Raw genomic sequence first — 26035 nt, 5'->3', positions numbered from 1 at the left:
TAACCAGTACTAATTGCCCGTGAGGCTTGACCATACAACAGAGATGATTACTAACGATTGGATTGTGGCCAATCGAGAGACACACCTCTTGCGGTGTATTACTACAGAATGTTTCACCGACTTATTTGGGGTTACCGTTGATCGAGAGATCATGCAAACGGCGGTAACAGGCAGAGCAGGGCACAGCCCGTAAGACCATCGCCAACCCAAGCCAGTTTGCCTGACGACCATAGAGTTGTGGAACCACCTGATCCCTTGCCGAACTCAGAAGTGAAACGCAACATCGCCGATGGTAGTGTGGGGCCTCCCCATGCGAGAGTAGGTCATCGTCAGGCTTCTAAATAAAAAAAGGGCCACCCAATCGGGTGGCCCTTTTTTTATTTGGGATACTATGAATTACTGTCACTACTACGCAGCGCAAAGCGCTGCCATGCGACAAGGTCGTGCGCGACCCCGGATGCACCAATGGTGCAAGCTTGGTGTGCCGCAGGCATCGCGCAGCGAGACCGCGCAAAGCGCGGGACACAGTGTAGGTCAGACCCAACACACTCGCTAAGCTCATGGGGCCAGCTTTCGTCAGGCTTTCATTCCAAAGGCCCTGATCGCTAACGCGGTCAGGGCTTTTTTTATTTGGGATACGGTGAATTACTGTCACTACCACGCAGCGCAGCATGCGCTGCCATGCGAGTCGTGCGCGACCCCGGACCGATGCACCGAAGGTGCAAGCTTGGTGTGCCGCAGGCATCGCGCAGCGAGACCGCGCAAGGTGCGGGACACAGTGTAGGTCATCGTTACGCGGTACGGTCAGGTGATGCTGTATTTCCGTGCGCGCCACCCTTCGGGCTGCCTACGGCAGTCCAAACTACGTTGCAGTTTGTCAGGGGAGCGCCAGTCGGGTGGCCCTTTTTTATTTTGGATACGATGAATTACTGTCACTACCACGCAGCGCAGTATGCGCTGCCATGCGATTCGTGCGCGATCCCGGGGCGTTGCACTGCAGGTGAAAGCTTGGGACCAGTAGTCGACGTATTTTTACACTATCCGCCCCGTTGCTCACGGCTAGGGGGCCAAACGTTCATACCCCAAGGTTATTCACAGGTATGTCCAGATATTCTGTTGGTAACCGTCAGCATGCCCATTCCCGAGTATGCGCTTGGTACCTCACTGTGAATAAATACCCTGTAGATCCTGGGTGGAAAAAACGAAATCCCGGCGGGAAGCGCGAAACCTCATGATAAGGGGAGTAGCGGTTATATCGATCCCGAGAAGAGCGGCTCTGCGCTGTACAGCGCTACCGGACAAGCTGAGCGAAGGTTTGTTGCGGCAGGTTGGTGCCTAACCCGCCTCGCGCTGGAACTCGATCATTCCGGCACTGATATTGTCCTTGCCGCCCATCCGGTTGGCTTCATCAATGAACCGGTGAGTACAGCTCAAGGCCGGGCGATGGGTGTTAAGGATTTTCTCAAGCTGCGGATCGTCGAGGTAGTCCGTGAGCCCGTCGCTGCAGAGTAGCAGCAGACTGTAGTCTGTCAGGCGCCTGGCCAAGATGGAAGGACTGACCTCTTCGGTAATTCCCAGGGCGCTCGTGAGCTGGTTGCGCAGTCGGGACTTCCGCCCCTCCTCCTCGCTTAGCTGGCCACTGTCGATCAGTTCCTGCACGAAGCTATGATCGCGGGTCAGTCTCTGGAGCCGGCGGCCGGACCAGTGATAGGCGCGGGAGTCGCCCACGTGGGCCACTACCAGATAGTCGTTCCATATTGCCGCGGCCACGACAGTGGTTCCCATCCGGGCATACTCAGGGTTGGATTTTTTCGCCTCGAGAATCTGCTGGTTTGCCGAGTCGATAGCGCGGGTCATGGTGCTCTTCAGCAGCTCCTCCTGCTGCGCAGCGGGGCTCGCCAGAAACGACTCAGAGAGGACTTGATCGAGACAATTGTGGATAGACCTTGTTGCGATTTCACTGGCCATGGCACCGCCACGGTGCCCTCCCATACCATCCGCAAGGATGACATAGGCAAATGGATGGTGAGTGTCTTCATAACAGAAGACGCGATCCTCATTGTCCTCACGGAATAGCCCAATGTCTGAGCGTCCATCAACGGCGAGCCGTACTGACGTCATGGCAGCTGAACTCCTCTAATTCGTTATCGAGACGTGGCGACAGGCAGGTGACTGCGCCCAGATCGAGTGGCCAAGGTTGCTGCGATTGACTGGAAGATACGTTATTTCAGGCGGCAGCTTAACTGGTTGTAAGCGCTTGTAATGCGGCGCCGGTACATGGGTACAAACTGCAGGTGCGGCCGGCAAAAGCAATGTTATTTACGGACGTAAGCGGCCGGCATGTCCTCTAGATACAAGATTGAGAGGCGCCGGGGACGGGTGTGAAAAAACAGGGAGGAAGGGGCGAAGAAAAAGAGAATAAGGGAAAGGGAAAAGAAAAGGGAGCGCGCTGCGCGAACCGTTCACGGCCACCCGGCGGAGCCGCCCACGGATTGCTGTGGAGGGGACCGCCGGGCCGATTCAACCAGGTGTTTCCTGCCGGGTCAGCCCTCGACCGCGGCAGTTGAACTATTACGCTGGCTGCCCCGGGTTATGATGGCCAGCGACAGCAGCGCGATCAGCAGCTGCAGGCCGACGCCTTCCCAGGTGGGATGGATCCCCAGCCACCCGATCGAAAGGTTGAACGGCAGTGCCGTCATGCTGATCAGGGCCGCTTCCTGCAGCGCCGCGACTGCCTTCCCTGCCAGCACGAAGGAGAGAGCCAGCAAGATAAAGGTGGTGGTCGCGAAGAACTTCCCGATCGGCAGTTTCTGCGAATAGCGCACCATGAGCCAGCCGGCCACAGCGAGCAACACTGCGCCGGTCGCGAGTCCCGCCCAGAGTGAACCTTCACCGGCGGTGGCGCTCTGCGTCAGCAGGGCCTGGTAGAACAGGATGGTCTCGAATATCTCCCGGTAGACTGCGATAAAGGCCAGGCCGGCGATGCCCCAGAGGGCGCCGCTACTCAGGCTCCGGTCAATATTGGCCTGGATGTATTGCTGCCAGTCTGTCGCCTGGGTTTTGCTGTGCATCCAGAACCCGACATAGAAGAGGACGGCGGCGGCGACGAGGGCGGCCACACCCTCCATTACCTCACGGCTGGCGCCACTGATGGTGAGGAGATGCTGGGCCGCGAGCCAGGTGGCGAAGCCGGCGATGAATGCTGTAACCCAGCCCAGGTGCACGTAGCGCAGGGCATCGGTGCGACCGGTCTTGAGCAGTATGGTGGTCAGGGCAATAACCACCAGCAGAGCCTCGAGCCCCTCCCGCAGCAGGATCAGAAGGCTGGCCAGGAACAGGGCGGGGGAGGACAGGCCCGAACCCTCCAGGGTCGACTGGGCAAGCTCCAGCTGGGCAAGGACTTCGGCCACCTGCTGCTCGACCTGTTGTGGGTCGCCCGGGGCCGAAAGCTGTGCACGCAGGCCCAGCAACTGCTTCTCGATGGCTTTGCGCAGTTCGACATCGCGAGAGTCGAGAGTGCCCTCTACCAGTTCAAACCCATCGAGATAGGCGCTTACCGCAAGGGTACGGGCGGCGTGGAAATCGCCCTCCCGGTAGGCAACCAGCGCGCCGCGCAGTTGATCGCGGGCGGTCTCCAGGGGTTGGGTGCCAGCGGAAGTCGCAGCAGGTTCGAACAATTGCGCCGGCTGTGCCCGCAGCGCGGCGACATCTGCCGGCACCAGGCCCGGACGGTCGGCGACCAGTACCTCCGGACTGTACATCACCAGGTCTTCCAGGGTGGGCTGGGGGGATCCGGCAGCGCGGCCGCCGGCATCGCCGAATGCGAGGCTGCCGACATAAAAAGCCAGCGACCACCGCTGCCGCTCACTGAGGCCGCTGAAGGAGGTCATGGCGGTACCGTCGATACCATTGCTGATGGCATCGTAGAGCCCGAGCACCGAACGGTTTTCGGCCCGCTCGCGGTCGTGGAAGTTTGTGGGTGGCGGTTCCAGGCCGGAGGCCAGCGGCCCGTCGCCCCTGCCGGCGGGGCCATGGCAGGCCACGCAGTGGCTCTGGTACAGCGCCTCACTCTCGGCGGTGTCCAGGAGCGACCCGGGCAGGGAGAGCTGGGGAGAGATTGACAGTAGGCCCTGGCGCAATTTCGCAGTGTGGGCCTTGACTGTGGCCAGGCTGGCTTTGTTGGCAATGGCCTCTTGCAGCTTCCCTGCCGCCGCGCCGATAGCGGCGGCCTCACTGGAGGGCTGAAGCCGGGCACTTTGCTCCGCCAGCATCTCGGCGAACTCCTGCATTTCCGTGTATTCACCGCTATTGATGACTTCACCGTCTTCCACCGCTTCCGGGTAATCGACGCCAATATATTCCGCCATTTGCATGAGCTGGCGAAGCTCCGCCTCGCTCAGGCCTGCCGGTTGGGCATGGAGGTGGAGGGCGAACAGGGTAAGGGGCAGCAGTAACAGTAGCCGCCGGGTAATGGTGCGCATGGATGTCATCCGTTCCAGGGGAAAATATCAGGTGCGAATATTATTGATAATTATTCTCACAATAAACCCCTCCGGACACTCTCTCAACCCCAACTCCCGTTCACGGCCTTGCAACCTGAGTTGTGCACAAATATATTGTGCACAATATAAATTGCTGTGCGAGCCGAGAAACGAAAGGAGACCACCATGAGCGAGTTATTTGAGATCCCCGTCAAGACCCAGGATGGTCGTGAAACCTCCCTGGATGAACATCGTGGCAAGGTTTTGCTGGTGGTCAACACCGCCAGCAAGTGCGGCTTTACCCCGCAGTACAAGGGACTCCAGGCCCTGTACGAAAAGTACCGCGATCGCGGCCTCGAAGTATTGGGCTTCCCCTGCAACCAGTTCGGCAGCCAGGAGCCCGGGAATGACGACGAGATCCAGCAGTTCTGCGAGCTCAATTACGGCGTGTCCTTCCCGCTCTACTCCAAGCTGGAGGTAAATGGCCCGGGGGCGCATCCGCTCTTCAGCAAGCTCAAGAAGGACGCACCCGGTATCCTCGGTACCGAGCGGATCAAGTGGAATTTCACCAAGTTCCTGGTGAATCGCGACGGGCAGGTGGTGAAGCGCTTCGCACCCAAGGACAAGCCGGAAGCGCTGGAGGCCGAGATCGAGGCACTGCTGTGACCAGCAAGCCCGGCCCGGCGACGCCGGCGTTTCCCTGTGACGGCGGGGAGCCGCTGGCGCTGGATAACCAGCTGTGCTTTGCACTTTACGCTGCATCCCGTGCCATGACCCGCGCCTACCAGCCCATGTTGCGGGACCTGGCTCTGACCTATCCCCAGTACCTGGTGTTGATGGTGCTGTGGGAGTGGGATGCCGCAGTGGCGCGCGGGGAATCCCCCGATGCCGGCGTGGGTGCGCTGGGGCGACGACTGATGCTTGATTCGGGCACCCTGACGCCGCTGCTGAAACGCATGGAGCAGCGGGGCCTGGTGGAGCGCAGGCGCGCCCCCCGGGACGAGCGGGTGACCCTGGTATCGATTACCGAGGCCGGGCGCGCCCTGCGGCCCCGCGCCCAGGCGTGGGTGGAGAGGCAGCTCGAGGGTGCGGGAGTCTCCCGTGAGGAAGTAGACCGGCTGCGCTGCCAGCTCTGGCAGTTCCTCGGCAAATTGGGCACCGCGGGCTGATCTGACCCGGTTCCCAATGTGGAATTTCGCCGGCTGTAACCCCTTCCGTCATTATGTGTTCCCTATAGCCGCGCCCGCCCCGGAAAGCACGGTGCTGCACCAGCCTGTCCGAGCCTTGTTTATTGCTGTCCTAATTAACGAGGGATAATAGGATGCGCTCGCCTTGATGAAGGTTTCTTCTTGCCATTATTAGGATGAGTATTGACGGTTCGGGAGTGCGGGGCGCATAATGCCCATAATCCATCCTGCACCGCCACTGTCATGCACACTGTTCACTCCAACACTTGGCACCTCCATCGCGCGCTAACTTTCTCGCTGCGACTGCCCGGTTGTGGCAGATAATTTTACTACCCCCCGGTCCCACAGAATTCCCCACTTATTGTTGGTCAATGCGTAGACAGCGACACAGCGGCTGTTTAGCCTCGGCCCATACGAGGAGAGAGCCTGATGAACACTAAAAAAGATAAATTAGTCATTTTCGATACCACCCTGCGCGACGGGGAGCAGAGCCCCGGCGCCTCCATGACGACGGACGAAAAGATTCGTATCGCGCGCATGCTCGAGCGCATGCGGGTGGACGTCATCGAGGCGGGCTTCGCCATCGCCAGCCAGGGCGATTTCGACGCGGTACAGGCGGTGGCCGAGGCCGTCAAGGACTCCCGCATCTGCAGCCTGGCCCGCGCGGTGGGCCCGGATATTGCCCGCGCCGGTGAGGCCCTGAAGAAGGCCAATGCCTCGCGCATCCATACCTTTATCGCCACCTCCCCCATCCACATGAAGTACAAGCTGCAGATGGAGCCTGAACAGGTGCTTGAGCAGGCGGTGGCTGCGGTGAAGCAGGCGCGGCAGTTTACCGATGATGTGGAGTTCTCCCTGGAGGACGGCAGTCGTTCCGAGCCCGACTTCATGTACCGGATCATCGAGGCGGTCATCGCCGCCGGGGCCGGGACCATCAATATCCCCGATACGGTGGGTTACGGTGAGCCGGGCGAGTACGGCGCCATGTTCAAGCGCGTGATCGAGAATGTGCCCAACTCCGACAAGGCCATCTTCTCCACGCACTGCCACAACGACCTGGGCCTGGCCGTCGCCAACTCCCTGTCCGCGGTGATGAACGGTGTGCGCCAGGTGGAGTGCACCATCAACGGACTGGGTGAGCGTGCCGGCAATGCCTCGCTCGAGGAGATCGTGATGGCGGTGCAGACCCGCCAGGACCTTTACCCGGTGGAGACCGGCATCGACCCCGTACATATCGTGCCCACCTCGCGCCTGGTGTCGTCGATCACCGGGTTCCCGGTGCAGCCCAACAAGGCGATCGTCGGTGCCAATGCCTTCGCCCACGAGTCCGGCATCCACCAGGACGGCGTGCTCAAGCACCGCGAGACCTACGAGATCATGCGTGCCGAGGATGTCGGCTGGGGACAGAACCGGCTGGTATTGGGCAAGCACTCCGGACGCGCTGCGGTCAAGGCCCGCTACGAGGAACTGGGCGTGACCTTCGATGACGCCGCGGAATTCCAGGTGGTATTCCAGCGTTTCAAGGACCTGGCAGACAAGAAGCACGAGATCTTCGATGAGGACCTGCAGTCCATCATCGCCGGTGCCGAGGAGCCGGTAGAGCACTACCGCCTCGAATCCCTGGATGTCCACAGCCGCAGTGGCAACCGCCCGCGCGCACAGATGCAGATCCTGATCGAGGGTGCGGAAGTGAGCGCGGAAGCCGAAGGCAGCGGCCCGGTGGATGCCACCTTCAAGGCCATCGAGTCGGTGGTGAACAGTAATGCAGACCTGAAGCTGTATTCCGTCAATGCGGTGACCCAGGGCACCGACTCCCAGGGCAGCGTGACCGTGCGCCTGGAGCGGAACGGCCGGCTGGTCAACGGGGTCGGTGCCGATACCGATATCCTGGTGGCCTCTGCACAGGCCTACCTGGATGCCTTAAACTTGCTCGCCAGTGGAGAGAGCAAGAGAAAGGGCGTCTGATGCACGAACTACATCGCGCGGAATACCTGCAGGCGCTGGGCGTCACCAGCTACATGCCGCGCTTTGTGCTGCCGCTGGCGCCCGAGCCGCGCCAGGCGGAGCTGCCCCCGACTGAGGCGGCGGCCGATGAAAGCCAGCGGGCCAGCGGTCCGCTGCCGCGTTCGGCTGCCCAGCTGGTGGAAGTTCCGGCACAGCCCTCCGGGGCAGCGACGCCCCGCCCGGCCCCGCAGCCGGAAGTGCTGCGCGAAGTGGGCGATATCACCCGCGAGACGCGCGCCGCGCCGCGGCCATCCGAGCTGGCGCCGCCGCGGCAGGAAGTGGCACCGTTCGTGCTCAGCTGCTGGTGGCTCGGCGAGGAACTGCTGGCGGTAGACAGCCGCGAGCCCGGCGCCGCGCTCCCGGTGGAATCCCTGTTCAACAATATTGTCCGTGCGCTGGCCTGGCACGAGCTGCCGCGCGAACAGGACCGGCTGCGCTGGCCGCTGGCGGAGAACCGCTTTGCCGGCCCGGCCGCGGCCAGCGATGCCCGCGACACCTGCTCCAGCTGGCTCGAGGCAGCCAGTGCGCGCCGCCCGGTGAAATCCATCTGGCTGATGGGTGCGCAGGCCCGTGATTTCTGTTCCCCGGTCGCCCTTGAGGGTCCCGCCGGCGAGTGGAACGGCACTCGCCTGCTGGCCATGCCCAGCCTCAGTGAGTTGCTGCGGGAGCCGGCGCGCAAGCGCGAGGTATGGCAACTGCTGCGGGCAAATTACCCCGAGCAGACCCGCGTCCGGTGAACCCACCCCCCGACTTTCCCAATAACCCTTTGTCGCCCGCGGTCGTGGCCGGTGCCCGGTTACGCCTTGCCCGCGTCGATGATTGCGAGGCGCTGGCCGGCCTGGCGCAGAGTGCCCACAGTCACCCCTGGAGCGAGCGCCAATACCGCGACAGTATGGCCTCGGGCCATCGGGTCTGGCTGCTGGAGCATGAAGCCGGGGAGCCCATCGCCTGCTGTGTGGTGTCGCAGCTGCTGGACGAGGCGGAGATCCTCGATATTGCCGTGGCGCCCGCCTGGCGCCGCCGCGGTATTGCCCGCGCGTTACTGGGCCAGGTGATCCAGCGCCTGGTAGGACAGACTGCCCGCCTGTTGCTGGAGGTGCGCGTCTCCAATACCCCGGCGCGGTCGCTTTACAGCGCGCTGGGGTTTGTCGAGGATGGCGTGCGCCGCGGCTACTATCCCACGGCGGTGGGCGGCCGTGAGGACGCGGTGCTGATGAGCCTCGACCTCCACCAGATGCCCCAGCCGCCCGCCTGATCATCGATCGGGGCTGGTAGAATAACGGTATCCTTGATTCCCGATTGATTCGCAGTGGTATCGTTGCCACTGCCCAAAGAGTTTCCCATGGCGATTTCCGGCAACAATCCCTCCCTGCTCGAAGGCCCCGTCGCCGGCCACCTGCAACGGCTGGCCCTGCCGATGGTGTGGGGCATCCTCGCCACCATGTCTTTCAATGTGGTGGACACCTATTTCGTCGCACAGCTGGGCAATGAGTCACTGGCGGCGATGAGTTTCACCTTCCCGGTGGTCATGGTCATCAACGCCTTTGCCATCGGCCTGGGCGCGGGCACTTCATCGGCGGTGGCGCGGGCCTATGGTGCAGGCGACCTGGAAAAGGTGCGCCGGCTGGTGACCGACGCTGCGCTGCTGGCTTTCCTGGTGGCGCTGGCGGTAAGCGCGCTTGGCCTGCTCACCATCGGGCCGCTGTTCCGCCTACTGGGTGCGGAGGATTCGATGTTGCCGCTGATCGCCGATTACATGGTGCCCTGGTACCTGGGCGCCACTTTCGCAGTGGTGCCGATGGTGTGCCTGTCGGCCCTGCGCGCAATCGGCAACAGCTGGGTCACCGGGCGCATCATGGTGGCGGTGGCGCTGTTCAACCTGGTGCTGGACCCGCTGTTGATCTTTGGGCTGCTGGGCTTTCCGCGGCTGGAGCTGCAGGGCGCGGCCCTGTCGACCGTTATCGCCCGCGGGGTGAGTTTTTGCGCCGCGTTCTATTTCCTGGTGCGTCGCGAGCAGCTGCTGGCGGCGCCGCAGCTGCGGCTGGGGGCGCTGCTGGAGTCCTGGCGCAACGTTCTCGCGGTTGGCCTGCCGGCGATCGCCACCAACGTCATCATTCCCATGGCCGGAGGCGTGGTGGTGGCGCTGGTGGCGGTGCACGGCGCGGAGGCGGTGGCAGGCCTGGGGGTGGCCCTGCGGGTGGAGCCGCTGGCGCTGATCGTGTTTTACGCCCTGTCGTCAGTGGTGGGGCCCTTCATGGGCCAGAATGCCGGTGCCGGCCACGTCGACCGCATGCGCGAGACCGTGAATGTGCTGGCCCGCTTCTGCCTGGCTTTCGGCCTGCTGCTGGCAGGGGTGCTGTATTTTGCCGCCGAACCGCTGGTGCGCCTGTTCAGTGATTCAGGTGCGGTGATCGCCGTGGCGGTGGCCTACCTGACGATGGTGCCGTTCAGTTATGCCGGCTACGGTTTTGTCATGTCGGCCAATGCCTCCTTCAACGGGCTGGGCCGGCCGCTGCCGGCCACCCTGATCTCCTTCCTGCGGGTGCTGGGTATCTACCTGCCGCTGGCGTGGCTGGGTAACCAGCTCTGGGGAATCACCGGGCTGTTCGCGGCCACCGCCGCCTCCAACCTGCTGCTGGGAGGGCTGGCCTGGTGGTGGCTGCGCCGCACGGTGGATGAACACGAATACAGTGAGGCCGGGCTGCAGGCGCAGTGAGGCGCGGCGGACCGGCAGGGAAACAACCAAAATAAAAACCATGGAGGTGGAGCCATGCAACGGCTGATCCTGTTTTTCGGTGTAGTGCTCTGGTGTGCGGCGGTTGCCGCCCGCCCGGCGCCTGCGCCCGCGGCCGATAACCCATTTGACCGCAATCCGATTCACTTCACGGCAATCGGGGACGTTTCCATCGCCTACCAGGACATGGGGCCGCGCGACGGCGAGCCGGTGTTGCTGGTGATGGGGCTGGGGGCGCAGATGCTTCACTGGGGCGATACCCTGGTGCAGGGACTGCTGGACGCCGGCTACCGGGTGATCGTGTTTGACAACCGCGATGCCGGCCTGTCGCAGAAGTTCTATGAACTCGCTGCGCCGCCGGTGTGGTGGACCATGCTCAAGGACAAGGTGGGCCTGGATCCGGATCCCGCCTACACATTGCAGGATATGGCTGCGGACGCGGTGGGCCTGCTGGACGAGCTGGGCATCCAGCGCGCGCATGTGGTGGGTGCCTCCATGGGCGGCATGATCGCCCAGGTGATGGCGGCGGAGTATCCCCAGCGATTGCGCAGCCTGACCTCCATCATGTCTAGCTCCGGTGCGCCGGGCCTGCCGGAATCCGAGCCGGCGGCGGTGGAGGCGCTGGCCAGTGCCTCGGAAGCCTCGCCGTCCCGCGCTGCGCGTATCGACAAGGGTGTGGAGATTTCCCGGGCCCTCGGGGCGGATGAGACATTCGACGAGGCCCACGCCCGGCAGATGACGAAGCGGGTGGCCAATCGCGGCGGATACGCGCCCGGCATGGTGCGCCAGTTCCAGGCCATCGTGGCCAGCGGTGACCGCTCGACGCTACTGCGGGAAATCCGGGTGCCGACGCTGGTGATTCACGGCAAGGCCGACCCGCTGCTGCCGGTGGCCCACGGCCGTGACACGGCCGACAAGGTTCCCGGGGCCGAATTCGCTGCTATCCCGGAAATGGGGCACACCTTCGATCCCACCAGCAGCGCCCGGGTGCTGGAAGTGCTACTGCCATTCCTGGCTTCCCCCGGGCAGCGGCCGGAAAACTAGCACTGCTGCCTGTCCCGCCAGCGGGGGGGGGTCACAGTGGCTGGGTGGCCTCCTCCAGCCAGGCCTGCGTCTTTTCGTTCACCATTGGCATCAGCGTCTCCCGCACCCGCCGGTGATATCGGTTCAGCCACTCGAGCTCCTGCTCAGTTAGGAGGTCGCGGTTGACCAGGCGGCGGTCGATCGGTGCCAGGGTCAGCTCGCTGAACTCAAGGAAGCCCGGGTGCGCCTCGCTCTCCCTGACGAAAATCAGGTTCTCGATACGGATCCCATACTGCCCGGTGAGGTAAAAGCCCGGCTCGTTGGAGAGGATCATGCCCGCCTGCAGGGCCACGCCGGTATTCGCCTTGCCGATCCGCTGGGGACCCTCGTGCACGCTGAGGAAGCTGCCCACCCCGTGGCCCGTGCCGTGGGCATAGTCCAGCCCTGCATCCCAGAGTGACTTGCGGGCAAATGCGTCGATCTGCTCGCCGCAGGTACCGGCGGGGAAGCGCAATGTCGCGATCCCGATATGCCCCTTTAACACCCGGGTAAAGTGGTCGCGGGCATGCTCGGGGAAATCCCCCAGTGCCACCGTGCGGGTGACGTCGGTGGTGCCGTCCGGGTACTGGCCACCGGAATCGATCAGGTAGATGCCTTCTGCCTTCATTGTCAGGCTGGACTCCGGGCTGACCCGGTAGTGAACGATGGCGCCGTTGGGGCCGTAGCCGGAAATGGAGTCGAAGCTGTCGTCGGTGAAGCCCTCCCGCTGTTCGCGTTTCTCGCGCAGCAGCCGGACTGCCTCCAGTTCACCGAAATCGCCAGCGGCGACCCTTTCTGGCAGTTCTGCCAGGAATTCGCACAGGGCGGCTCCGTCGCGCTCGTGGGCGGCCTGTGAGCCGGCCAGTTCGGCGGCATTCTTGCGCGCCTTGGCGGCGGTAATCGGGTCGCGCTCCAGCAGCAGTTCCATGTCCTGGGCACGCAGCTGCTGCAGGGTCCAGCTGTTGGTGAGCCCCGGATCCACCCAGACCTTTGCTACGTGCTGGCGCCGGGCGGCGTCGAACAGCGCCTGCTTGTCGTGCACCAGCGTCACCTCCGGCCCCAGGTGACGGCGCAGCGCGTCGCCCGCGGCCGCTTCCGCCAGGTAGAGGGTAGCGGTGCCGTCGCGGTAGAGCAGGGCGCAGGCCAGCGCTACCGGCAGGTGGGGAATATCGTCGCCGCGGATATTGAACAGCCAGGCGCACACCTCCGGATTGGCCAGCCACAGGGCATCGGCAGGTTTGTCGGCCAGCAGTTCGGCGATGCGCCGGCGCTTGCTGGCGGAGTCCTCGCCGGCAAATGCCTCGGGGTGGGGGCGCGCCGACCCGCACGGTGTGGTCGGCCGGTCGCTCCAGATGGCATCGATGGGGTTGGTCTCCAGCGGGCGCAGCTCGATATCCCGCGCCGCCAGGCGCCTGGCCAGTGGCGCCAGGCCGGGGTCGGTGTGCAGGCGCGGGTCGTAGCCCAGCGCCTCGCCGGCTTTGAGGTTGTCGCACAGCCAGCGGGCGATGGCCTCGCCGTTCAGGTCCTGGCGCTCGATCGGCTGGTCGCCGATCTGCTGCTGGGCCTGGATGGTGTAGCGGCCGTCCACGAACAGCGCCGCGTGCTGGCCGGCCAGCGCCGCCAGCCCGGCGGACCCGGTGAAGCCGGTCAGCCAGGCGAGGCGCTCGTCGGAGGCGGGCACGTACTCGTTCTGGTACTCGTCGCCGCGCGGGACCAGGAAGCCCTGTACCTGCTGGCGCGCCAGTTCCTCACGCAGTGCCTGTAAGCGTTCACTACTCATGCAGCCTCCGAAAGTTCTTGTCTCGCTGGATTTGCCGGGAAGCGCGCAGTGTAGCGGACTGGTCTCTTTTGCGCCCGCTGGCGTGTATAATGCGCGCCTTGTTTTTATACAGACGTCGAGTCGATTTCCTGAATTATGGGCCAGAGTTCCTCACTGGCGGGCATTGGCGGCCGCCGCACCTTCGCCATCATCTCCCACCCGGACGCCGGTAAGACGACCGTGACCGAAAAGTTGTTGCTGTTCGGGAACGCCATCCAGCTGGCCGGTTCCGTGAAGGGCAAGAAGGGTCCCCACGCGCGCTCCGACTGGATGGCCATGGAACAGGAGCGGGGCATCTCCGTGACCTCTTCTGTCATGCAGTTCCCCTATCGGGAACGCACGGTCAACCTGCTGGACACCCCCGGCCACGAGGACTTCTCCGAGGACACCTACCGGGTGCTGACCGCCGTTGACTCGGCGTTGATGGTGATCGACGGCGCCAAGGGTGTCGAGGACCGCACCATCAAGCTGATGAACGTCTGCCGCCTGCGCACCACGCCGATCCTGTCGTTCATCAACAAGCTCGACCGCGATATCCGCGACCCGATCGAGGTGATGGACGAGATCGAGGAAGTGCTGGACATCCAGGCTGCGCCGATCAACTGGCCGCTGGGCTCCGGCCAGCACTTCAAGGGCGTCTACAACCTGTACACCGACACCATCCACGTGTTCAAGCAGGGCCAGGGCCACACCATCCCCGAGGACATCCAGATAAAGGGACTGGACTCCGACGAGGCCACCGAGCTGCTGGGCGAGTATGCCGACGAGATCCGCGAGGAGATCGAGCTGGTGCGCGGCGCCACCCACGAGTTTGACCTGGACGAGTACCTGGCCGGGCGCCTGACGCCGGTGTTCTTCGGTACCGCGCTGGGCAACTTCGGCGTGCGCGAGATGCTCGACGGCTTCGTCGAGTGGGCGCCGGGCCCGCAGCCGCGCGCGACCCACGAGCGCACCGTGCAGCCGGACGAGGACAAGTTCTCCGGCTTCGTGTTCAAGATCCAGGCGAACATGGATCCGAAGCACCGCGACCGTATCGCCTTCATGCGCGTATGTTCCGGCACCTACCGCCGCGGCATGAAGATGAAGCATGTGCGTATCGGCAAGGACGTGAAGATCGCCGATGCGGTGACCTTCATGGCCGGCGACCGGACCCACGTGGAGGAGGCCATCGCCGGCGACATTATCGGCCTGCACAACCACGGCACCATCCAGATCGGTGATACCTTCACCGAGGGCGAGAAGCTGAAGTTCACCGGTATTCCCAACTTCGCGCCGGAGCTGTTCCGCCGTATCCGCCTCAAGGACCCGCTGAAGCTGAAGCAGCTGCAGAAGGGCCTGCAACAGCTGTCGGAAGAGGGTTCCACCCAGGTATTCTTCCCGCTGGACACCAACGACATCATCGTCGGCGCGGTGGGGGTGCTGCAGTTTGAGGTGGTGGCGTATCGCCTGAAAGACGAGTACAAGGTGGAAGCCATCTACGAGAACGTGAACGTGCACACTGCGCGCTGGGTGGACAGCGAGAGCGCGAAGGAGCTGGACAACTTCCGCCGCAAGGCCAGCACCAACCTGGCCCTGGACGGCTCCGGTCACCTGACCTACCTGGCGCCCACCCGCGTCAACCTTCAGCTGGCCGAGGAGCGCTATCCGGAAATTCGCTTCTACGCTACCCGCGAGCACTGACGCTGCGGGATAATCGAAAGAGAAACGCACAATGAAGGTCGAACAGCCAGTAACGCGAGAGAACAATAAAGTGAGCACCATCCCAGAGAATATTCCGGAAGAGGTCCCCCGGATCGGCAACGGGTTCACCCGCGGCATCGGCCTGTGGTTCATCCGGCTGATCGGCTGGCGTTTCGACGGCGACCTGCCGGCGGAAAAGAAACTGATGGTGGCGCTGGCTCCCCACACCTCCAACTGGGATTTTGTGGTGGCCATGCCGATGATCCTGGCACTGCGGGTCAAAATCTCCTTCATGATGAAGAAGGAGGCCTTCTTCTTCCCGTTCAAGCGGCTCTTCATGTGGCTGGGCGGCCTGCCCACCGATCGCAGCTCACCGCGCGGCCTGGCCCAGCAGATGGCCAAGGCCTATCGCAACAACGACAGGATGTGGATGGCGATCACTCCCGAGGGCACCCGCAAGAAGGTGGCCAAGTGGAAGACCGGCTTCCTGCGCATCGCTTACGCGGCAGACGTGCCCATCCTGCTGATTGCCTGGGACTTCCCCAACAAGCGCATCAAGGTGGACTCCCTGTACCGGCCCACCGGGGACCTGGACACCGATATGCAGGAGATCCAGCGCCGCTTCAGCAAGTACCAGGGCTGCCGGCCGGAAAAGCAGACCGACTTTATCGAGGGCAACTGACCCTCAAACACCGTGGCGGAACTAGGCAGCGAACTCTCACTTGCTACGTACCTGATACTGTCCGCCGTGGCCTTTGCCGCGGGCTTTATCAGCTCCATCGCCGGTGCCGGTGGCATGATCACCCTGCCGGCCCTGCTGTGGGCCGGCATACCGCCGCTGGATGCCCTGGGCACCAACAAGTTCCAGAGCGTGTTCGGCACCCTTTCGTCGGCAATCAACTATTTCCAGAAGGGGCACCTGGACCTGCGGCCCCTTTGGCCCGGCCTGCTGGCCGCCACCGCTGGCGCGGCGCTCGGTACCTGGAGCGTCACCCGGCTCGGCGGTGAGCTGCTGGAGGCTCTGCTGCCGATCCTGCTTATCGCCATTGCGGTCTACTTCGCCATCTCGCCGCGCATCGCCGATGTGGACTCGCGCCCGCGCATGGGCAACGGCGCCTTCAACCTGCTGGTGGGCGGCGGGATCGGCTTCTACGGCGGCTTCTTCGGGCCCGGTATGGGCTCCTTCTACGCGCTGGCATTTGCCGCGCTGCTGGGATACAACATGCGCAGGGCCACGGCGCACACCAAGCCGCTGGTGCTGGCCACCAACACCACGTCGATGCTGATCTTCATGGCGGGCGGTCACCTGTTATGGGGGCTGGCGCTGTGCATGTCTGCGGCCCAGGCGGTGGGCGCCCGGCTGGGGTCCAACCTGGTAGTGGCGCGGGGCGCGCGCCTGGTGCGCCCGGTGATCATCATTGCCACCATCGCCGTGGCGCTGCGCCTGCTCTGGGACGCCTGGGGGAACACCGCGTGACCATATTGCTGACCCTACTGATTTCGTTTGCCGTCTTCGCGCTGATATTCTGGGGCCTGATGCACATGCGTACGCCGCGCTTTCGCGTGGAGCGCGAGGATTTCGTCCGCGGCCTGGAGGACGTGATCACCGGCCAGGCTGACGACAACGAGTGGCGGGTGCTGACCGGCTACCCCATGCGCCACGACCCGGAGCTGGAGCGGCTGCGCCTGAAGTGCCTGGAGATAGAGGAAGAGGAATACACGGGGCGGATGCCCTACCTGTTTACGGATGCCGGGCTGGAGCGCCTGCGCGAGGTACGTGAGCAGTTACTGACCGACGGCGCCGGCGACGACACTGGCACCGCTGAATCCGACAAGAAACCAAAGCTGTAACCAAGGATAACGACATGTTGAAACCACTGCTGTCACTGACCGGGGGGATTATCGCCACCCTCGCTGTCAGCGCACTGCATGCCAAGCCGCTCTCCGACGAAGACCTGTCCGTAGCCGAGGTCCTGCGCGACCGCGCACTGGAGTCCTCCGATGCCTACAGCATCGTCGAGTCCCTGACCGTGGAAGTGGGCCCGCGCCCGGCCGGTTCCGCCGGCGACCAGCGCGCGGTGGCCTGGGCGCAGGAGAAGATGAAAGAACTGGGCTTTGACCGCGTTTACACCGAGCAGATCGAAGTGCCGCGCTGGAATCGCGGCCACGCCCACGCGCGCGTGGTGTCGCCCTTCCCGCAGCCGTTGATAGTGACCTCGCTGGGTTACAGCGTGGGCACTCCCGAGGGTGGCCTGACCGCTGAGATCGTCGAATTCCCGGACGTGGAAGCCCTGATGAAGGCGCCCGCGCGCAAGGTGAAGGGCAAGATCGCCTTCATCAACAAGCGCATGGAGCGCACCCGTACCGGCGAGGGCTATGGCCCGGTCGTGGGCGGGCGCAGCAAGGGCATGCGCGCCGCCGCCGAGAAGGGTGCCGCGGCGCTGATGATCCGCTCCGTGGGTACCGACTCCGACCGCTTCGCCCACACCGGCATGATGTACATCGAAGGCGTACAGGACCCGGTACCGGCCCTGGCGCTGTCCGCCCCGGACGCCAACCTGCTGGAAGCCATGCTCAAGCGCGGCAAGCCGGTGCAGGTGAAGCTGGACGTGCACAACCAGCGCCTGGAAGACGGCCCGTCCTTCAACGTGGTCGGCGAGATCACCGGCCGCGAGAATCCGGAAGAAGTAATGATCATCGGCGCCCACCTGGATTCCTGGGACGAGGGCACCGGCGCGCTGGATGACGGCGCCGGCGTAGGGGTGGTGCTGGAAACCGCCCGCATGATCGCCGAACTGCCGCAGCGCCCGCGCCGCACCCTGCGGGTGGTACTGTTCGGTGCCGAAGAGATCGGCCTGGTCGGTGCCAAGCAGTACGTGGAAGCGCACCAGGACGAGCTGGACAATATCATCGCGGTATCCGAGTCCGACTTCGGCGCCGGCAAGATCTGGCGCTTCGACACCCGCCTGCCGGACTCCCGCTTCGATATCGCCGACCAGATGATGCAGCTGCTGGCCCCGCTGGGCATCGAACGCGGCAACAACAAGTCCTCCGGCGGCCCGGACAGCAGCGTGTTCGTTGCCCGCGGCGTGCCGGCGTTCGGCCTGTACCAGGACGGCACCGACTACTTCGATTACCACCACACGCCCAACGACACGCTGGACAAGGTGGACCCGGAGAACCTGAAGCAGAACGTGGCCGCATGGGTAGTGATGTCCTTCCTGGCCACCGAAATGGAAGGCGACCTGGGCCGGGTGCCAACGGAGCACTGATTGCCCAGAATGTACATTGGTACCATTTGAGCCGACAAACCCCGCCCCGTGCGGGGTTTTTTGTGCCCGCCTGTTTGAATAAGAGCCGTATTCATCAGCTGCGGGCTGGTGAACAACTCCAGGCGCCGTGTAACCCGTTGATTTCTAGTGGCTTCTTTCAGGATCTATCGTGTTCAGGAGCGCTCTGGATTCCGGTATTTATAAGGGGGGACTCGTTAATTCAAGCCTGACTTATTTGAGAGTGCGCTATCGGTTTGATTCTAGTGGGGATTTTTATTTGCTATTACGTACGTCCTGCGGGATAAAGAGCCAAACGGATATGGAGCCCTTGGCTTCTGAATCAAACTGTGATGAGACTTAATCGATGATCCAGTTGATTGAAAATGATGACCTCATATCTGCGGCGAATTTAGCTCTTTGTAATATGAAGTCGTACTACCACAAGTATTCAGTAGATTGGGGCGTTGAGGTTATCGTTGAGTCGACTCAAAATTTAGAGAACTTTGATTTATGCGCAGATGGGGTATTGGTTGGTATTATGCGTCTAACTTTCGAAGGCGGCCGATGTCAACTCCGAGACCTTCAGATTAAGCCGGAAATTCAAAGTAATGGCTACGGCAGTAAAGCAATTGCAGAAGCAAAGCGTATTGCAATGGAAAAAGGCCTGGCAGCAATCGATTTAAAGGTGTTCAAGTGCAGCCCAGCTAGAAATCTGTATTTCAGGCTTGGTTTCACTATTGATGCAGAGGACGATCGATTTTACTACATGAGCCTTGATATCTCATAACAAAGCCATGTTACGTGCCAGCAAGCTGCCTGGACAATTTTCCCGCGGCTTTGCCGCTACAAATTGGCCGCAAATGACGGCGTTATGAGTATCCGCAAAATAACAGGCAAGGAGCCAAGTTTGTTCAAGCTTTACTACTATCCAAACAATGCGAACTTAGCTCCTCATTTTTTACTGCATCACTTAAATGCAGACTATGAATTGTTGTTGGTTGACAAGAAAACGAACTCACAGAAGTCAGCGGATTATCTCAGGTTAAATCCCGCAGGTCGTATACCAACATTGGTGGTAGATGATCTGGTAATTTTTGAAAGTCCTGCTATCTGCATGCACATTTGTGAATTGCATCCTGAATCGAATTTGATGCCAGCTTTAGGCAGCCCTCAACGTCCTTTGTTTTATCAATGGCTAGCATTTCTCAATAACACACTTCAAGCCGAGTTGATGGTTCGGTATTACCCTCATCGACATACTAATGAAGAAGCTACGATTCCAAATATTATAGCGGCACAAGAAGATAGAATCGCGGATGTTTTGTCTATCATTAACGGCCAACTTGAACACAATGAATAGTTACTTGGTGATATGCTAACTGCATGTGACTATTTCCTGTTCATGCTTGCGGAGTGGTCGCTACCAATGGAGAAATCGCCATTGGCTTTCAAGCATCTAGCGGCATATTTGAAGCGTCTTTGTGAAAATCCAACGATAAAGGCGGTTTGCGACATCGAAGGTATAGATCTCACATCATTTAAGCCATACTCATAAAAGAGTATTTAAGAATGATTCACAACGCTCGGCAGTTTTACTTTTAATCGGCTTTAGTGTTTAAGGTGATATGCATTAGATCAGGTGGTGAGTGTTTCTCACCCATTAATTCGGCGTTAAATATCTATCTGGAAGTCATAAGGGTGTTAGCTATTTTGAAGCTGGTCTGGTTAAGTTAAACGATTGTTTGATTACATTTAGGCGAAGTTAAATAAGCCTCTGGCTTCAAAATAGAGATAAAGAGTGGCTCACTGGAGGCGCTGACCTTACCTTGCGTGGGGCTTGGTGGTAAAAATAGGATTAATATGACCATCAAATTAAACGTTACGAGCTTGCTCACTGTCGCATTATTAGGCAGCATCAGCAGCTTTGCCGCGGTAAGCGTCAAAGAAAATAATGGCCTCGCAAAGGAGGCTAATGCCGCTGAGGCGGTGCTCTCATTCAGAGATATTCCCTATCTCGAAAAAGCCTTTATTGATACAGCGCCGGCGGACAGAAAAGACGAACTCGCCGTGGGCGAATTAGGCATTGATGGCGGCAATAAAGATATGCTTGTCAAGCTGGCTCAAGAAATCGCTGACGGTAAGCACGGTAACTTCGACAGCCTGCTGATCGCCCATAAGGGCAAGCTATTATTTGAATCCTATTATTTACGCGGTCGCATCAACCTGCCCCACCCGCAAGCGTCAGCGACTAAAGCCTACACCAGCTTGGCACTTGGCCGGGCAATCCAGCTGGGTTATCTGACCATGGCCGATTTAGACAAGCCTTTGGTTAGCTTTCTCAAAGACCTGGACCCAACAAAATTTGTTGAGGGCGCAGAAAAAATCACGCTTCATAAGGCATTGACCATGCGGGGAGGGCTTCGTATCAGTAAAGAACAGAGAGAAGAATTTAAGACAAATCCAAGCAAGTTAAAAGGCCAGAGCCAAGTTCAGGCCCTTCTAGAGCATAGCGCGCCTATTACCCTGCAGTCTCAGAGTTTTTCATATGGAAACTTTAACCCACCTTTGGTGATGCAGGTTATTGACGCCGTTGTGCCGGGGACGGCACAGGAATTCATTAAAAGTGAACTGCTCGACAAAATGGGCATTAGGAATTATCGCTGGCGAACTGCCGATAGTGGTCTGCCAGAAGCTGGCTGGCGCGCGAGTATGACATCACGCGCGATGGTCAAGTGGGGCCTCCTGGCCATGAACAAAGGCAAATGGAATGGCGAACAGCTGATTCCAGAAGCCTTTATCGACAAAGCAATCAACAGAATCATCTATACCGGTGATGATGACGTCTTTGGCGGCGGTAAAGATGTTTCTAATCAGGGGTACGGTTATTTCTGGTGGAGTGCAGATTTGAAATATGGCAATAATAGCTACTTCAGTGCATCTGCTCAGGGTGGTGGTGGCCAGTATATCATTCTGATCGAGGATCTTGATCTGATGGTAATAGTTACTGCGCATGATAGAGATAACAGTACCCTGCAAATAACCGCAGAGAGGATCCTGCCAGCTTTCATCTAACAAGGTTCACGTGAACCAGAAAAGGACTCTCACTGATAAACAGCTAACCAAGCGTTGCAGGTGGCCCCCAAAGTTATGCACCTTTTTTTATGTGGCTCGCAGCGCTCAGTTTTTACACAAAACTTGGGCCGCTTTAGAATTCCCTGAACACAGCGTTCAGGCTGTAGAAAAACTCTCACGAGGTTGTATTTTTTAGCCGGTGGCCCACGTTCGGCCCAAACGGGGAGAATAGAATGAGTGATGTGATTTTGGAATCTGCCCTCACATGTCCAAAGTGTGGTCATGAAAAAACGGAAGTCATGCCGACAGATGCGTGCCAGTATTTTTATGAATGTGAGTCCTGCCATACCCTCTTGGAGCCGCTGGCCGGGGACTGCTGTGTTTTCTGCTCCTTTGGGACCGTGGCGTGCCCTCCAGTGCAGCAGGACTCAGGGTGCTGCGCTGGCCGGGGTGAGTAACAGGTGCATCAATTCGTTATCGCCGCCTGTCGCCTGCACCGCCTAAGTAGCGGGGCCCGCCTGGTCGGCGCCTGAAGGAATTCGATCATGGGCTATCTCACCATTGATGGCAGCTACGGTGAGGGCGGTGGGCAGTTAAGCCGCTACGCAGTGGCGCTGGCCGCAATCACGCGCCGCCCGCTTCGTCTCGTCAATATCCGCTCCAGGCGCGCCCGGCCGGGGTTGATGCCCCAGCACCTGGCCGCGCTGCGGGCTGCCGCCGCCGTGGGTGGCGGGGCGCTGTACGGCGATGAACTGGGCTCTATCGAAGTGCGCTTCACCCCCGGGCGCATACGGGGCGGCGAGTATCGCTTCGATGTCGGCACTGCCGGCAGTGTCGTGCTGGTTTTGCAGGCGCTGCTGCCAGTGGCACTGCACGCCGACAGCCCGGTGGAGCTCACCGTCACCGGCGGTACGGATGTGAGGATGGCCCCGCCACTGGACTACTTTCGCATGATCTTCCTGCCCTGGCTGGCCCGCATGGGCGTTCGGGTGCATATCCAGGCAGCCCGCCACGGGTATTACCCACGGGGTGGTGGATTGATCAGGCTGCGGGTCGAGCCTTGCCCTTCACCTTCCCCGCTGGAGGCCGCCACTCCAGGCCGGCTGGTTCGCATCGGTGGTGTTTCCCATGTAGCCCATCTCCCCCCAGATATTGCCGCACGTATGGCGTCGGCCGCCAGCTGCGCACTGGCCGGATATGAGCCCGTGCAGATTGAGGAGCGAAGGCTCGGAAGGGGGGACGCGTTTGGTAGCGGCGGCGCATTGGTACTGGTCGCGGAAACTGGCAACAGCTTCCTGGGGTCCGCTACAGTCGCCCAGCGGGGCGTGCCGGCTGAGGAATTGGGGCGGCAGGCGGGGCAGTCACTGCGCGCAGAGCTGGAGGCCGGGGCAGCCATGGATACCCACGCCTGTGACCAGCTACTGCTTTACGCCGCACAGGCAGCTGGACCTTCCAGATTACTGGTGCGCGAAGTAAGCGAGCACTCGCGCACGGTTATGTGGCTGGTGGAGCAGTTTCTGCCGGTGAGCTTCAGGGTCGAAACTCGGCAAGGGCTTTACCCGATTGAAGTTGCTCCCGGCTGAAGCTTGATCGGCAAGTGCAAGGTCGGGATAAGTGCAAGGAAATACGAATGATATTGAGCCATGTCTCTGTGGGTGTCGGCGATGTTGCAGCAGCCGTGAAATTTTACGATGCGGTCCTGGCGACACTCTCCATCACCCGCTCGCACTATGAAGAGAATGTGACTGCATCCTATGGTGAGGCGCTGGAGTTCTGGGTAGGCACGCCATGCGAGGGCAGGCCGACCGCCGGCAACGGCGTCCACGTCGCCTTCGAGGCGCCCGACCGGAAAGCCGTCGATGAGTTCTATCGTGAGGCGCTGGAATTGGGAGGGCGCTGTGCCGGCAAGCCGGGGCTGCGCCCGGAATATAGCGATTCATATTACGCCGCGTTTGTCTTCGACCTGGACGGTAACAAGATCGAGGCAGTCGCAACCTGACAGCGTGAGAGGCAGTACGGGCCGCCCCTAGCGTTGCTCGCCACGCAGACCCAGCACCACTTCCTGTAGCTTCTCCGCGCGCAACGAGGCCGCATCCAGCGGCTTGCCCGCCACCACGCTCACCCGCGACCAGAAGCGCTTGGGCAGGGTGGAGAAGGCATTGCCGTCCTTGTGGCTGAAGAAGCTGCCCCAGAGGCCCCGCAGTGCCATGGGAATCACCGGTACAGGATTCTTCTGCAGGATCTTCTCGATTCCCGCCTTGAACGGCGCCAGCTCGCCGTCTTTTGTCAGCTGTCCCTCCGGGAAGATACACAGCAGGTCGCCGTCCTCCAGGGCCTGCTCGATTTCCTCAAATGCCCGTGCATAACCTTCGGGGTCTTTCTGTTTCGAGCAGATGGGGATGGCGCGGCCGGTGCGGAAGATGAAGTGCAGCACCGGTATCTCGTAGATGGGCTTGTACATGATGAAGCGGATCGGCCGGCGCACGGCGCCAGCCAGCAGCAGTGCGTCCACATAGCTGACGTGGTTGCAGGCGATGATGGCCGGGCCCTCTGCCGGAATCTGTTCCAGCCCCTCGTGCTTCACCCGGTACATGGTGTGTGACAGCAGCCACACCAGCAGGCGCATGGCAAATTCAGGCACGCGGTTGAACACGAACACCGCCACGGCGGCGTTCATCAGCGCGATGACCATGAAGAACTGCGGGATGCTGAAGTCCAGCACGCTCAGGAAGACGATGCCCAGCACCGCCGATATCACCATGAACAGGGCGTTGAGGATATTGGTAATTGAAATCACCTGCGCCCGCAGCGCCCTGTCGGTGCGGTCCTGGATCATGGCGTAGAGCGGCACTATGTAAAGGCCGCCGAAGACACCGATCAGCGCCAGGTGCAGCAGGAAGGCCTTGGCGCCGTCGCTGGCCCAGAAGGCCGCCAGCGAGGTGTCCGCCAGTGGTTGCAGGCCGCCACCGATTACCGACAGGGCGATACCGCCGTAGGTCAGCCCGGCCGCGCCCAGCGGCACCAGCCCCAGCTCGATACGCCCCCCCGAGAGCCGCTCGCACAGCAGCGAGCCGATAGCCACGCCGATGGTAAAGCTGCACAGCAGCAGCGCCACCAGCGGCTCGTCTCCACCGAGCACGTTCTTGCCGAAGCTGGGAATCTGGGTCAGGTAGGCGGCGCCCAGCAGCCAGAACCAGGAGATACCGATGATCGAGTAGAAAATCGCCGGCGTCCTGGTGATTTCCCGCAGCAGGCGTGAGGTCTGGGTAATCGGGTTCAGTTCGATCTTCAGGTCCGGTACCGGGGCCGGCGCAGCAGGGATGGCGCGGCACACCAGGTAGCCCACCAGCGCGACACCGATGATCATTGCCCCGATCCACTGGCTGCCACTGGCCGCGTCGCTCGCTCCCGAGAGGACTGTGCCGACGATGGTGCCGCCCAGGATCGCGACAAAGGTGGCCATTTCGACGAAGGCGTTGCCGCCCACCAGCTCCGTCTTGCGCAGGTGTTGCGGCAGGATGGCGTACTTGATCGGCCCGAAGAACGCGGACTGGACGCCCAGCAGGAACAGTACCAGCAGGCACAGGCCGTTGTGGCCCAGCACCAGCGCGGCGACACCGAGCAGACTGATACCGATCTCCGCGAGTTTGATACGCCGGATCAGCAGGCTCTTGTCGTATTTGTCCGCGAGCTGGCCGGCAGTGGCAGAAAACAGGAAAAACGGCAGGATAAATAGCCCTGCGGCCAGGTTGTTGAGCGCATTGGCCTGGTCCGCTGCCAGCCGGAAGGCGATCATCACCATCAGCGCGCTCTTGAACACGTTGTCGTTGAATGCGCCCAGGAACTGGGTGAGGAAGAATGGCAGGAAGCGGCGGCTGGCTAGCAGCCGGAACTGACCTTGCTGGGCCATGGGCGGATCCTTCGTTGTATTTTCCCTCATGGTACGCAAATCCGGGCGCGATGAAATCCCTCTCCTCCCTCAATGTAAAGCCCACTTGACATGCGAGGGTCGCGCGCTTAATCTTTGTAAAGTGTGCTTTACATCGTGTGGGCACATGTACCGAATGACAATAACTCGAGAACAACAAGAGGGATCTTCCATGAAAAATCAAGAATCAGCCGCGGTTTCGCGATGCAGCGCCCTGGCCCACAGCACGCGCCAACTGGCCCTGTGGACCGGGGGCTGGCTGGCAACAACCGCCCTGATGACCTTCGGCGCACGGCACTTATGGGCCGGCAGCGAGGCTTTCAGCCTGCTGTCGATACTGCTGAACCTGGCTGTGGGGGCGGGCATGATCCTGGCTGTCGTGCGCCACCTGCGGGCCCAGGATGAGATGGAGCGCAAACTGTTCCTCGATGCCGCCGCCGTGACCCTGGGAGCCGGCCTGGTGGCGGGCACCGCCTGGCAGTTCTATGGCAAGCTCGCCTTCGTTTCCCTGGAGCCACAGATCTCGCACCTGATCATGCTGATGGGGCTGACTTTCCTGTTGAGCCTGGTGGTGGGTCACCGGAGGCTGCAGTGAACAACCACCTGAAGGAGCTTCGCGCCGAGCGGCAATTGACCCAGGCCCAGCTGGCCGAACAGCTGGGCGTGTCGCGCCAGACGGTCGTGGCCATCGAGAAAGGCAAATACGACCCAAGCCTGCCGCTGGCATTCCGGATCGCGAGGGTGTTTGGCCTGCCGATAGAGCAGATTTTTATGGAGGACTAGCAGGCGGCACACC

The 26035-nt window shown here is 61.3% G+C and carries 24 protein-coding genes and 1 rRNA gene; 21 read left to right on the top strand and 4 right to left on the bottom strand.

Annotated elements, in window-relative coordinates:
* Nucleotides 1–219 precede the first annotated feature (219 nt).
* Nucleotides 220–335 (top strand): 5S ribosomal RNA (gene rrf / locus BLT26_RS03880).
* A 1000-nt stretch (nucleotides 336–1335) separates the two neighbouring features.
* On the opposite strand, the gene BLT26_RS03875 is transcribed toward rrf, so the two are convergent.
* Both BLT26_RS03875 and BLT26_RS03870 read right to left on the bottom strand, forming a co-directional pair.
* A complete protein-coding gene (locus tag BLT26_RS03875; RefSeq protein ID WP_091508596.1) occupies nucleotides 1336–2121 on the bottom strand; it encodes a Stp1/IreP family PP2C-type Ser/Thr phosphatase in 786 nt (261 codons plus the stop codon).
* Nucleotides 2122–2543: 422 nt separating this feature from the next.
* Nucleotides 2544–4481: a cytochrome c/FTR1 family iron permease gene (locus BLT26_RS03870; protein ID WP_245720569.1), complete on the bottom strand. Its 1938-nt coding sequence runs from the start codon at nucleotides 4479–4481 to the stop codon at nucleotides 2544–2546.
* Between the two features lie 186 nt (nucleotides 4482–4667).
* Between BLT26_RS03870 and BLT26_RS03865 the strand changes: the two genes are divergently transcribed.
* The 7 genes from BLT26_RS03865 (at nucleotide 4668) to BLT26_RS03835 (ending at nucleotide 11450) form a co-directional block, all read left to right on the top strand.
* Complete coding sequence (locus tag BLT26_RS03865; RefSeq protein ID WP_091508590.1) at nucleotides 4668–5147, top strand: glutathione peroxidase; 480 nt, start codon at nucleotides 4668–4670, stop codon at nucleotides 5145–5147.
* Nucleotides 5144–5650, top strand: a complete 507-nt coding sequence (locus BLT26_RS16595; RefSeq protein WP_281245460.1) for a MarR family winged helix-turn-helix transcriptional regulator — start codon at nucleotides 5144–5146, stop codon at nucleotides 5648–5650. Before BLT26_RS03865 ends, BLT26_RS16595 begins: the two co-directional genes overlap by 4 nt.
* 447 nt (nucleotides 5651–6097) lie before the next feature.
* Nucleotides 6098–7633, top strand: coding sequence for a 2-isopropylmalate synthase (locus BLT26_RS03855; protein WP_091508587.1), 1536 nt, complete (start codon nucleotides 6098–6100; stop codon nucleotides 7631–7633).
* On the top strand, nucleotides 7633–8409 hold the full coding sequence (locus tag BLT26_RS03850) for a uracil-DNA glycosylase family protein (protein WP_091508583.1): 777 nt from the start codon (nucleotides 7633–7635) through the stop codon (nucleotides 8407–8409). The genes BLT26_RS03855 and BLT26_RS03850 overlap by 1 nt, the downstream gene beginning before the upstream one ends.
* Nucleotides 8406–8927 (top strand): ribosomal protein S18-alanine N-acetyltransferase, encoded by a 522-nt coding sequence (gene rimI, locus BLT26_RS03845; RefSeq protein ID WP_217631365.1) that lies wholly within the window; start codon nucleotides 8406–8408, stop codon nucleotides 8925–8927. The genes BLT26_RS03850 and rimI overlap by 4 nt, the downstream gene beginning before the upstream one ends.
* 87 nt (nucleotides 8928–9014) lie before the next feature.
* The gene (locus tag BLT26_RS03840; RefSeq protein WP_091508578.1) at nucleotides 9015–10388 is read left to right on the top strand and encodes an MATE family efflux transporter; all 1374 of its coding nucleotides are present in this window, start codon (nucleotides 9015–9017) and stop codon (nucleotides 10386–10388) included.
* 54 nt (nucleotides 10389–10442) lie between these two features.
* Nucleotides 10443–11450, top strand: coding sequence for an alpha/beta fold hydrolase (locus BLT26_RS03835; RefSeq protein ID WP_091508575.1), 1008 nt, complete (start codon nucleotides 10443–10445; stop codon nucleotides 11448–11450).
* A 31-nt stretch (nucleotides 11451–11481) separates the two neighbouring features.
* On the opposite strand, the gene BLT26_RS03830 is transcribed toward BLT26_RS03835, so the two are convergent.
* Nucleotides 11482–13248, bottom strand: coding sequence for an aminopeptidase P family protein (locus BLT26_RS03830; protein ID WP_091508572.1), 1767 nt, complete (start codon nucleotides 13246–13248; stop codon nucleotides 11482–11484).
* A 135-nt stretch (nucleotides 13249–13383) separates the two neighbouring features.
* Here BLT26_RS03830 and BLT26_RS03825 point away from each other — a divergent pair, with 135 nt between their 5' ends.
* From BLT26_RS03825 to BLT26_RS03775, 11 genes are all read left to right on the top strand, one after another.
* Nucleotides 13384–14967 carry a peptide chain release factor 3 gene (locus BLT26_RS03825; protein ID WP_091508569.1) on the top strand — a complete coding sequence of 528 codons (1584 nt, stop codon included), beginning with the start codon at nucleotides 13384–13386 and terminating at the stop codon, nucleotides 14965–14967.
* A 70-nt stretch (nucleotides 14968–15037) separates the two neighbouring features.
* Entirely contained in the window at nucleotides 15038–15649 is a 612-nt protein-coding gene (locus tag BLT26_RS03820; RefSeq protein ID WP_245720568.1) for a lysophospholipid acyltransferase family protein, read from the top strand.
* A 12-nt stretch (nucleotides 15650–15661) separates the two neighbouring features.
* A complete protein-coding gene (locus BLT26_RS03815) occupies nucleotides 15662–16444 on the top strand; it encodes a TSUP family transporter (RefSeq protein ID WP_091508561.1) in 783 nt (260 codons plus the stop codon).
* A complete protein-coding gene (locus BLT26_RS03810) occupies nucleotides 16441–16818 on the top strand; it encodes a hypothetical protein (RefSeq protein WP_091508558.1) in 378 nt (125 codons plus the stop codon). Before BLT26_RS03815 ends, BLT26_RS03810 begins: the two co-directional genes overlap by 4 nt.
* A gap of 14 nt (nucleotides 16819–16832) precedes the next feature.
* Nucleotides 16833–18239: a M20/M25/M40 family metallo-hydrolase gene (locus BLT26_RS03805; RefSeq protein ID WP_091508554.1), complete on the top strand. Its 1407-nt coding sequence runs from the start codon at nucleotides 16833–16835 to the stop codon at nucleotides 18237–18239.
* A 364-nt stretch (nucleotides 18240–18603) separates the two neighbouring features.
* Nucleotides 18604–19026, top strand: coding sequence for a GNAT family N-acetyltransferase (locus BLT26_RS03800; protein WP_091508550.1), 423 nt, complete (start codon nucleotides 18604–18606; stop codon nucleotides 19024–19026).
* 84 nt (nucleotides 19027–19110) lie between these two features.
* Nucleotides 19111–19599 (top strand): glutathione S-transferase family protein, encoded by a 489-nt coding sequence (locus tag BLT26_RS03795; RefSeq protein WP_245720567.1) that lies wholly within the window; start codon nucleotides 19111–19113, stop codon nucleotides 19597–19599.
* Between the two features lie 500 nt (nucleotides 19600–20099).
* The gene (locus BLT26_RS03790) at nucleotides 20100–21311 is read left to right on the top strand and encodes a serine hydrolase domain-containing protein (protein WP_091508855.1); all 1212 of its coding nucleotides are present in this window, start codon (nucleotides 20100–20102) and stop codon (nucleotides 21309–21311) included.
* 233 nt (nucleotides 21312–21544) lie between these two features.
* A complete protein-coding gene (locus BLT26_RS16670; protein ID WP_091508546.1) occupies nucleotides 21545–21769 on the top strand; it encodes a GDCCVxC domain-containing (seleno)protein in 225 nt (74 codons plus the stop codon).
* A gap of 87 nt (nucleotides 21770–21856) precedes the next feature.
* The gene (rtcA, locus tag BLT26_RS03780) at nucleotides 21857–22894 is read left to right on the top strand and encodes an RNA 3'-terminal phosphate cyclase (protein WP_091508543.1); all 1038 of its coding nucleotides are present in this window, start codon (nucleotides 21857–21859) and stop codon (nucleotides 22892–22894) included.
* A 47-nt stretch (nucleotides 22895–22941) separates the two neighbouring features.
* Nucleotides 22942–23310 carry a VOC family protein gene (locus tag BLT26_RS03775; RefSeq protein ID WP_091508537.1) on the top strand — a complete coding sequence of 123 codons (369 nt, stop codon included), beginning with the start codon at nucleotides 22942–22944 and terminating at the stop codon, nucleotides 23308–23310.
* A gap of 27 nt (nucleotides 23311–23337) precedes the next feature.
* On the opposite strand, the gene BLT26_RS03770 is transcribed toward BLT26_RS03775, so the two are convergent.
* Nucleotides 23338–25221, bottom strand: coding sequence for an MFS transporter (locus tag BLT26_RS03770; protein ID WP_091508533.1), 1884 nt, complete (start codon nucleotides 25219–25221; stop codon nucleotides 23338–23340).
* A gap of 190 nt (nucleotides 25222–25411) precedes the next feature.
* Between BLT26_RS03770 and BLT26_RS03765 the strand changes: the two genes are divergently transcribed.
* Together BLT26_RS03765 and BLT26_RS03760 are read left to right on the top strand one after the other, a co-directional pair.
* Nucleotides 25412–25834 carry a hypothetical protein gene (locus BLT26_RS03765; protein WP_091508530.1) on the top strand — a complete coding sequence of 141 codons (423 nt, stop codon included), beginning with the start codon at nucleotides 25412–25414 and terminating at the stop codon, nucleotides 25832–25834.
* A complete protein-coding gene (locus BLT26_RS03760; protein WP_091508526.1) occupies nucleotides 25831–26022 on the top strand; it encodes a helix-turn-helix transcriptional regulator in 192 nt (63 codons plus the stop codon). Before BLT26_RS03765 ends, BLT26_RS03760 begins: the two co-directional genes overlap by 4 nt.
* Nucleotides 26023–26035: the final 13 nt, after the last annotated feature.

The sequence above is a fragment of the Microbulbifer yueqingensis genome (assembly GCF_900100355.1).
GTDB classification, from domain to species: domain Bacteria; phylum Pseudomonadota; class Gammaproteobacteria; order Pseudomonadales; family Cellvibrionaceae; genus Microbulbifer; species Microbulbifer yueqingensis.
This window is presented reverse-complemented; position numbering and strand designations above follow the sequence as displayed.

Bases quoted from the DNA above. Each gene is read 5' to 3' on its own strand.
- BLT26_RS03875 (WP_091508596.1), bottom strand. From the start codon at position 2,121: ATGACGTCAGTACGGCTCGCCGTTGATGGACGCTCAGACATTGGGCTA.
- BLT26_RS03870 (WP_245720569.1), bottom strand. From the start codon at position 4,481: ATGCGCACCATTACCCGGCGGCTACTGTTACTGCTGCCCCTTACCCTG.
- BLT26_RS03865 (WP_091508590.1), top strand. From the start codon at position 4,668: ATGAGCGAGTTATTTGAGATCCCCGTCAAGACCCAGGATGGTCGTGAA.
- BLT26_RS03855 (WP_091508587.1), top strand. From the start codon at position 6,098: ATGAACACTAAAAAAGATAAATTAGTCATTTTCGATACCACCCTGCGC.
- BLT26_RS03850 (WP_091508583.1), top strand. From the start codon at position 7,633: ATGCACGAACTACATCGCGCGGAATACCTGCAGGCGCTGGGCGTCACC.
- BLT26_RS03840 (WP_091508578.1), top strand. From the start codon at position 9,015: ATGGCGATTTCCGGCAACAATCCCTCCCTGCTCGAAGGCCCCGTCGCC.
- BLT26_RS03835 (WP_091508575.1), top strand. From the start codon at position 10,443: ATGCAACGGCTGATCCTGTTTTTCGGTGTAGTGCTCTGGTGTGCGGCG.
- BLT26_RS03830 (WP_091508572.1), bottom strand. From the start codon at position 13,248: ATGAGTAGTGAACGCTTACAGGCACTGCGTGAGGAACTGGCGCGCCAG.
- BLT26_RS03825 (WP_091508569.1), top strand. From the start codon at position 13,384: ATGGGCCAGAGTTCCTCACTGGCGGGCATTGGCGGCCGCCGCACCTTC.
- BLT26_RS03805 (WP_091508554.1), top strand. From the start codon at position 16,833: ATGTTGAAACCACTGCTGTCACTGACCGGGGGGATTATCGCCACCCTC.
- BLT26_RS03800 (WP_091508550.1), top strand. From the start codon at position 18,604: ATGATCCAGTTGATTGAAAATGATGACCTCATATCTGCGGCGAATTTA.
- BLT26_RS03795 (WP_245720567.1), top strand. From the start codon at position 19,111: ATGAGTATCCGCAAAATAACAGGCAAGGAGCCAAGTTTGTTCAAGCTT.
- BLT26_RS03790 (WP_091508855.1), top strand. From the start codon at position 20,100: ATGACCATCAAATTAAACGTTACGAGCTTGCTCACTGTCGCATTATTA.
- BLT26_RS16670 (WP_091508546.1), top strand. From the start codon at position 21,545: ATGAGTGATGTGATTTTGGAATCTGCCCTCACATGTCCAAAGTGTGGT.
- rtcA (WP_091508543.1), top strand. From the start codon at position 21,857: ATGGGCTATCTCACCATTGATGGCAGCTACGGTGAGGGCGGTGGGCAG.
- BLT26_RS03775 (WP_091508537.1), top strand. From the start codon at position 22,942: ATGATATTGAGCCATGTCTCTGTGGGTGTCGGCGATGTTGCAGCAGCC.
- BLT26_RS03770 (WP_091508533.1), bottom strand. From the start codon at position 25,221: ATGGCCCAGCAAGGTCAGTTCCGGCTGCTAGCCAGCCGCCGCTTCCTG.
- BLT26_RS03765 (WP_091508530.1), top strand. From the start codon at position 25,412: ATGAAAAATCAAGAATCAGCCGCGGTTTCGCGATGCAGCGCCCTGGCC.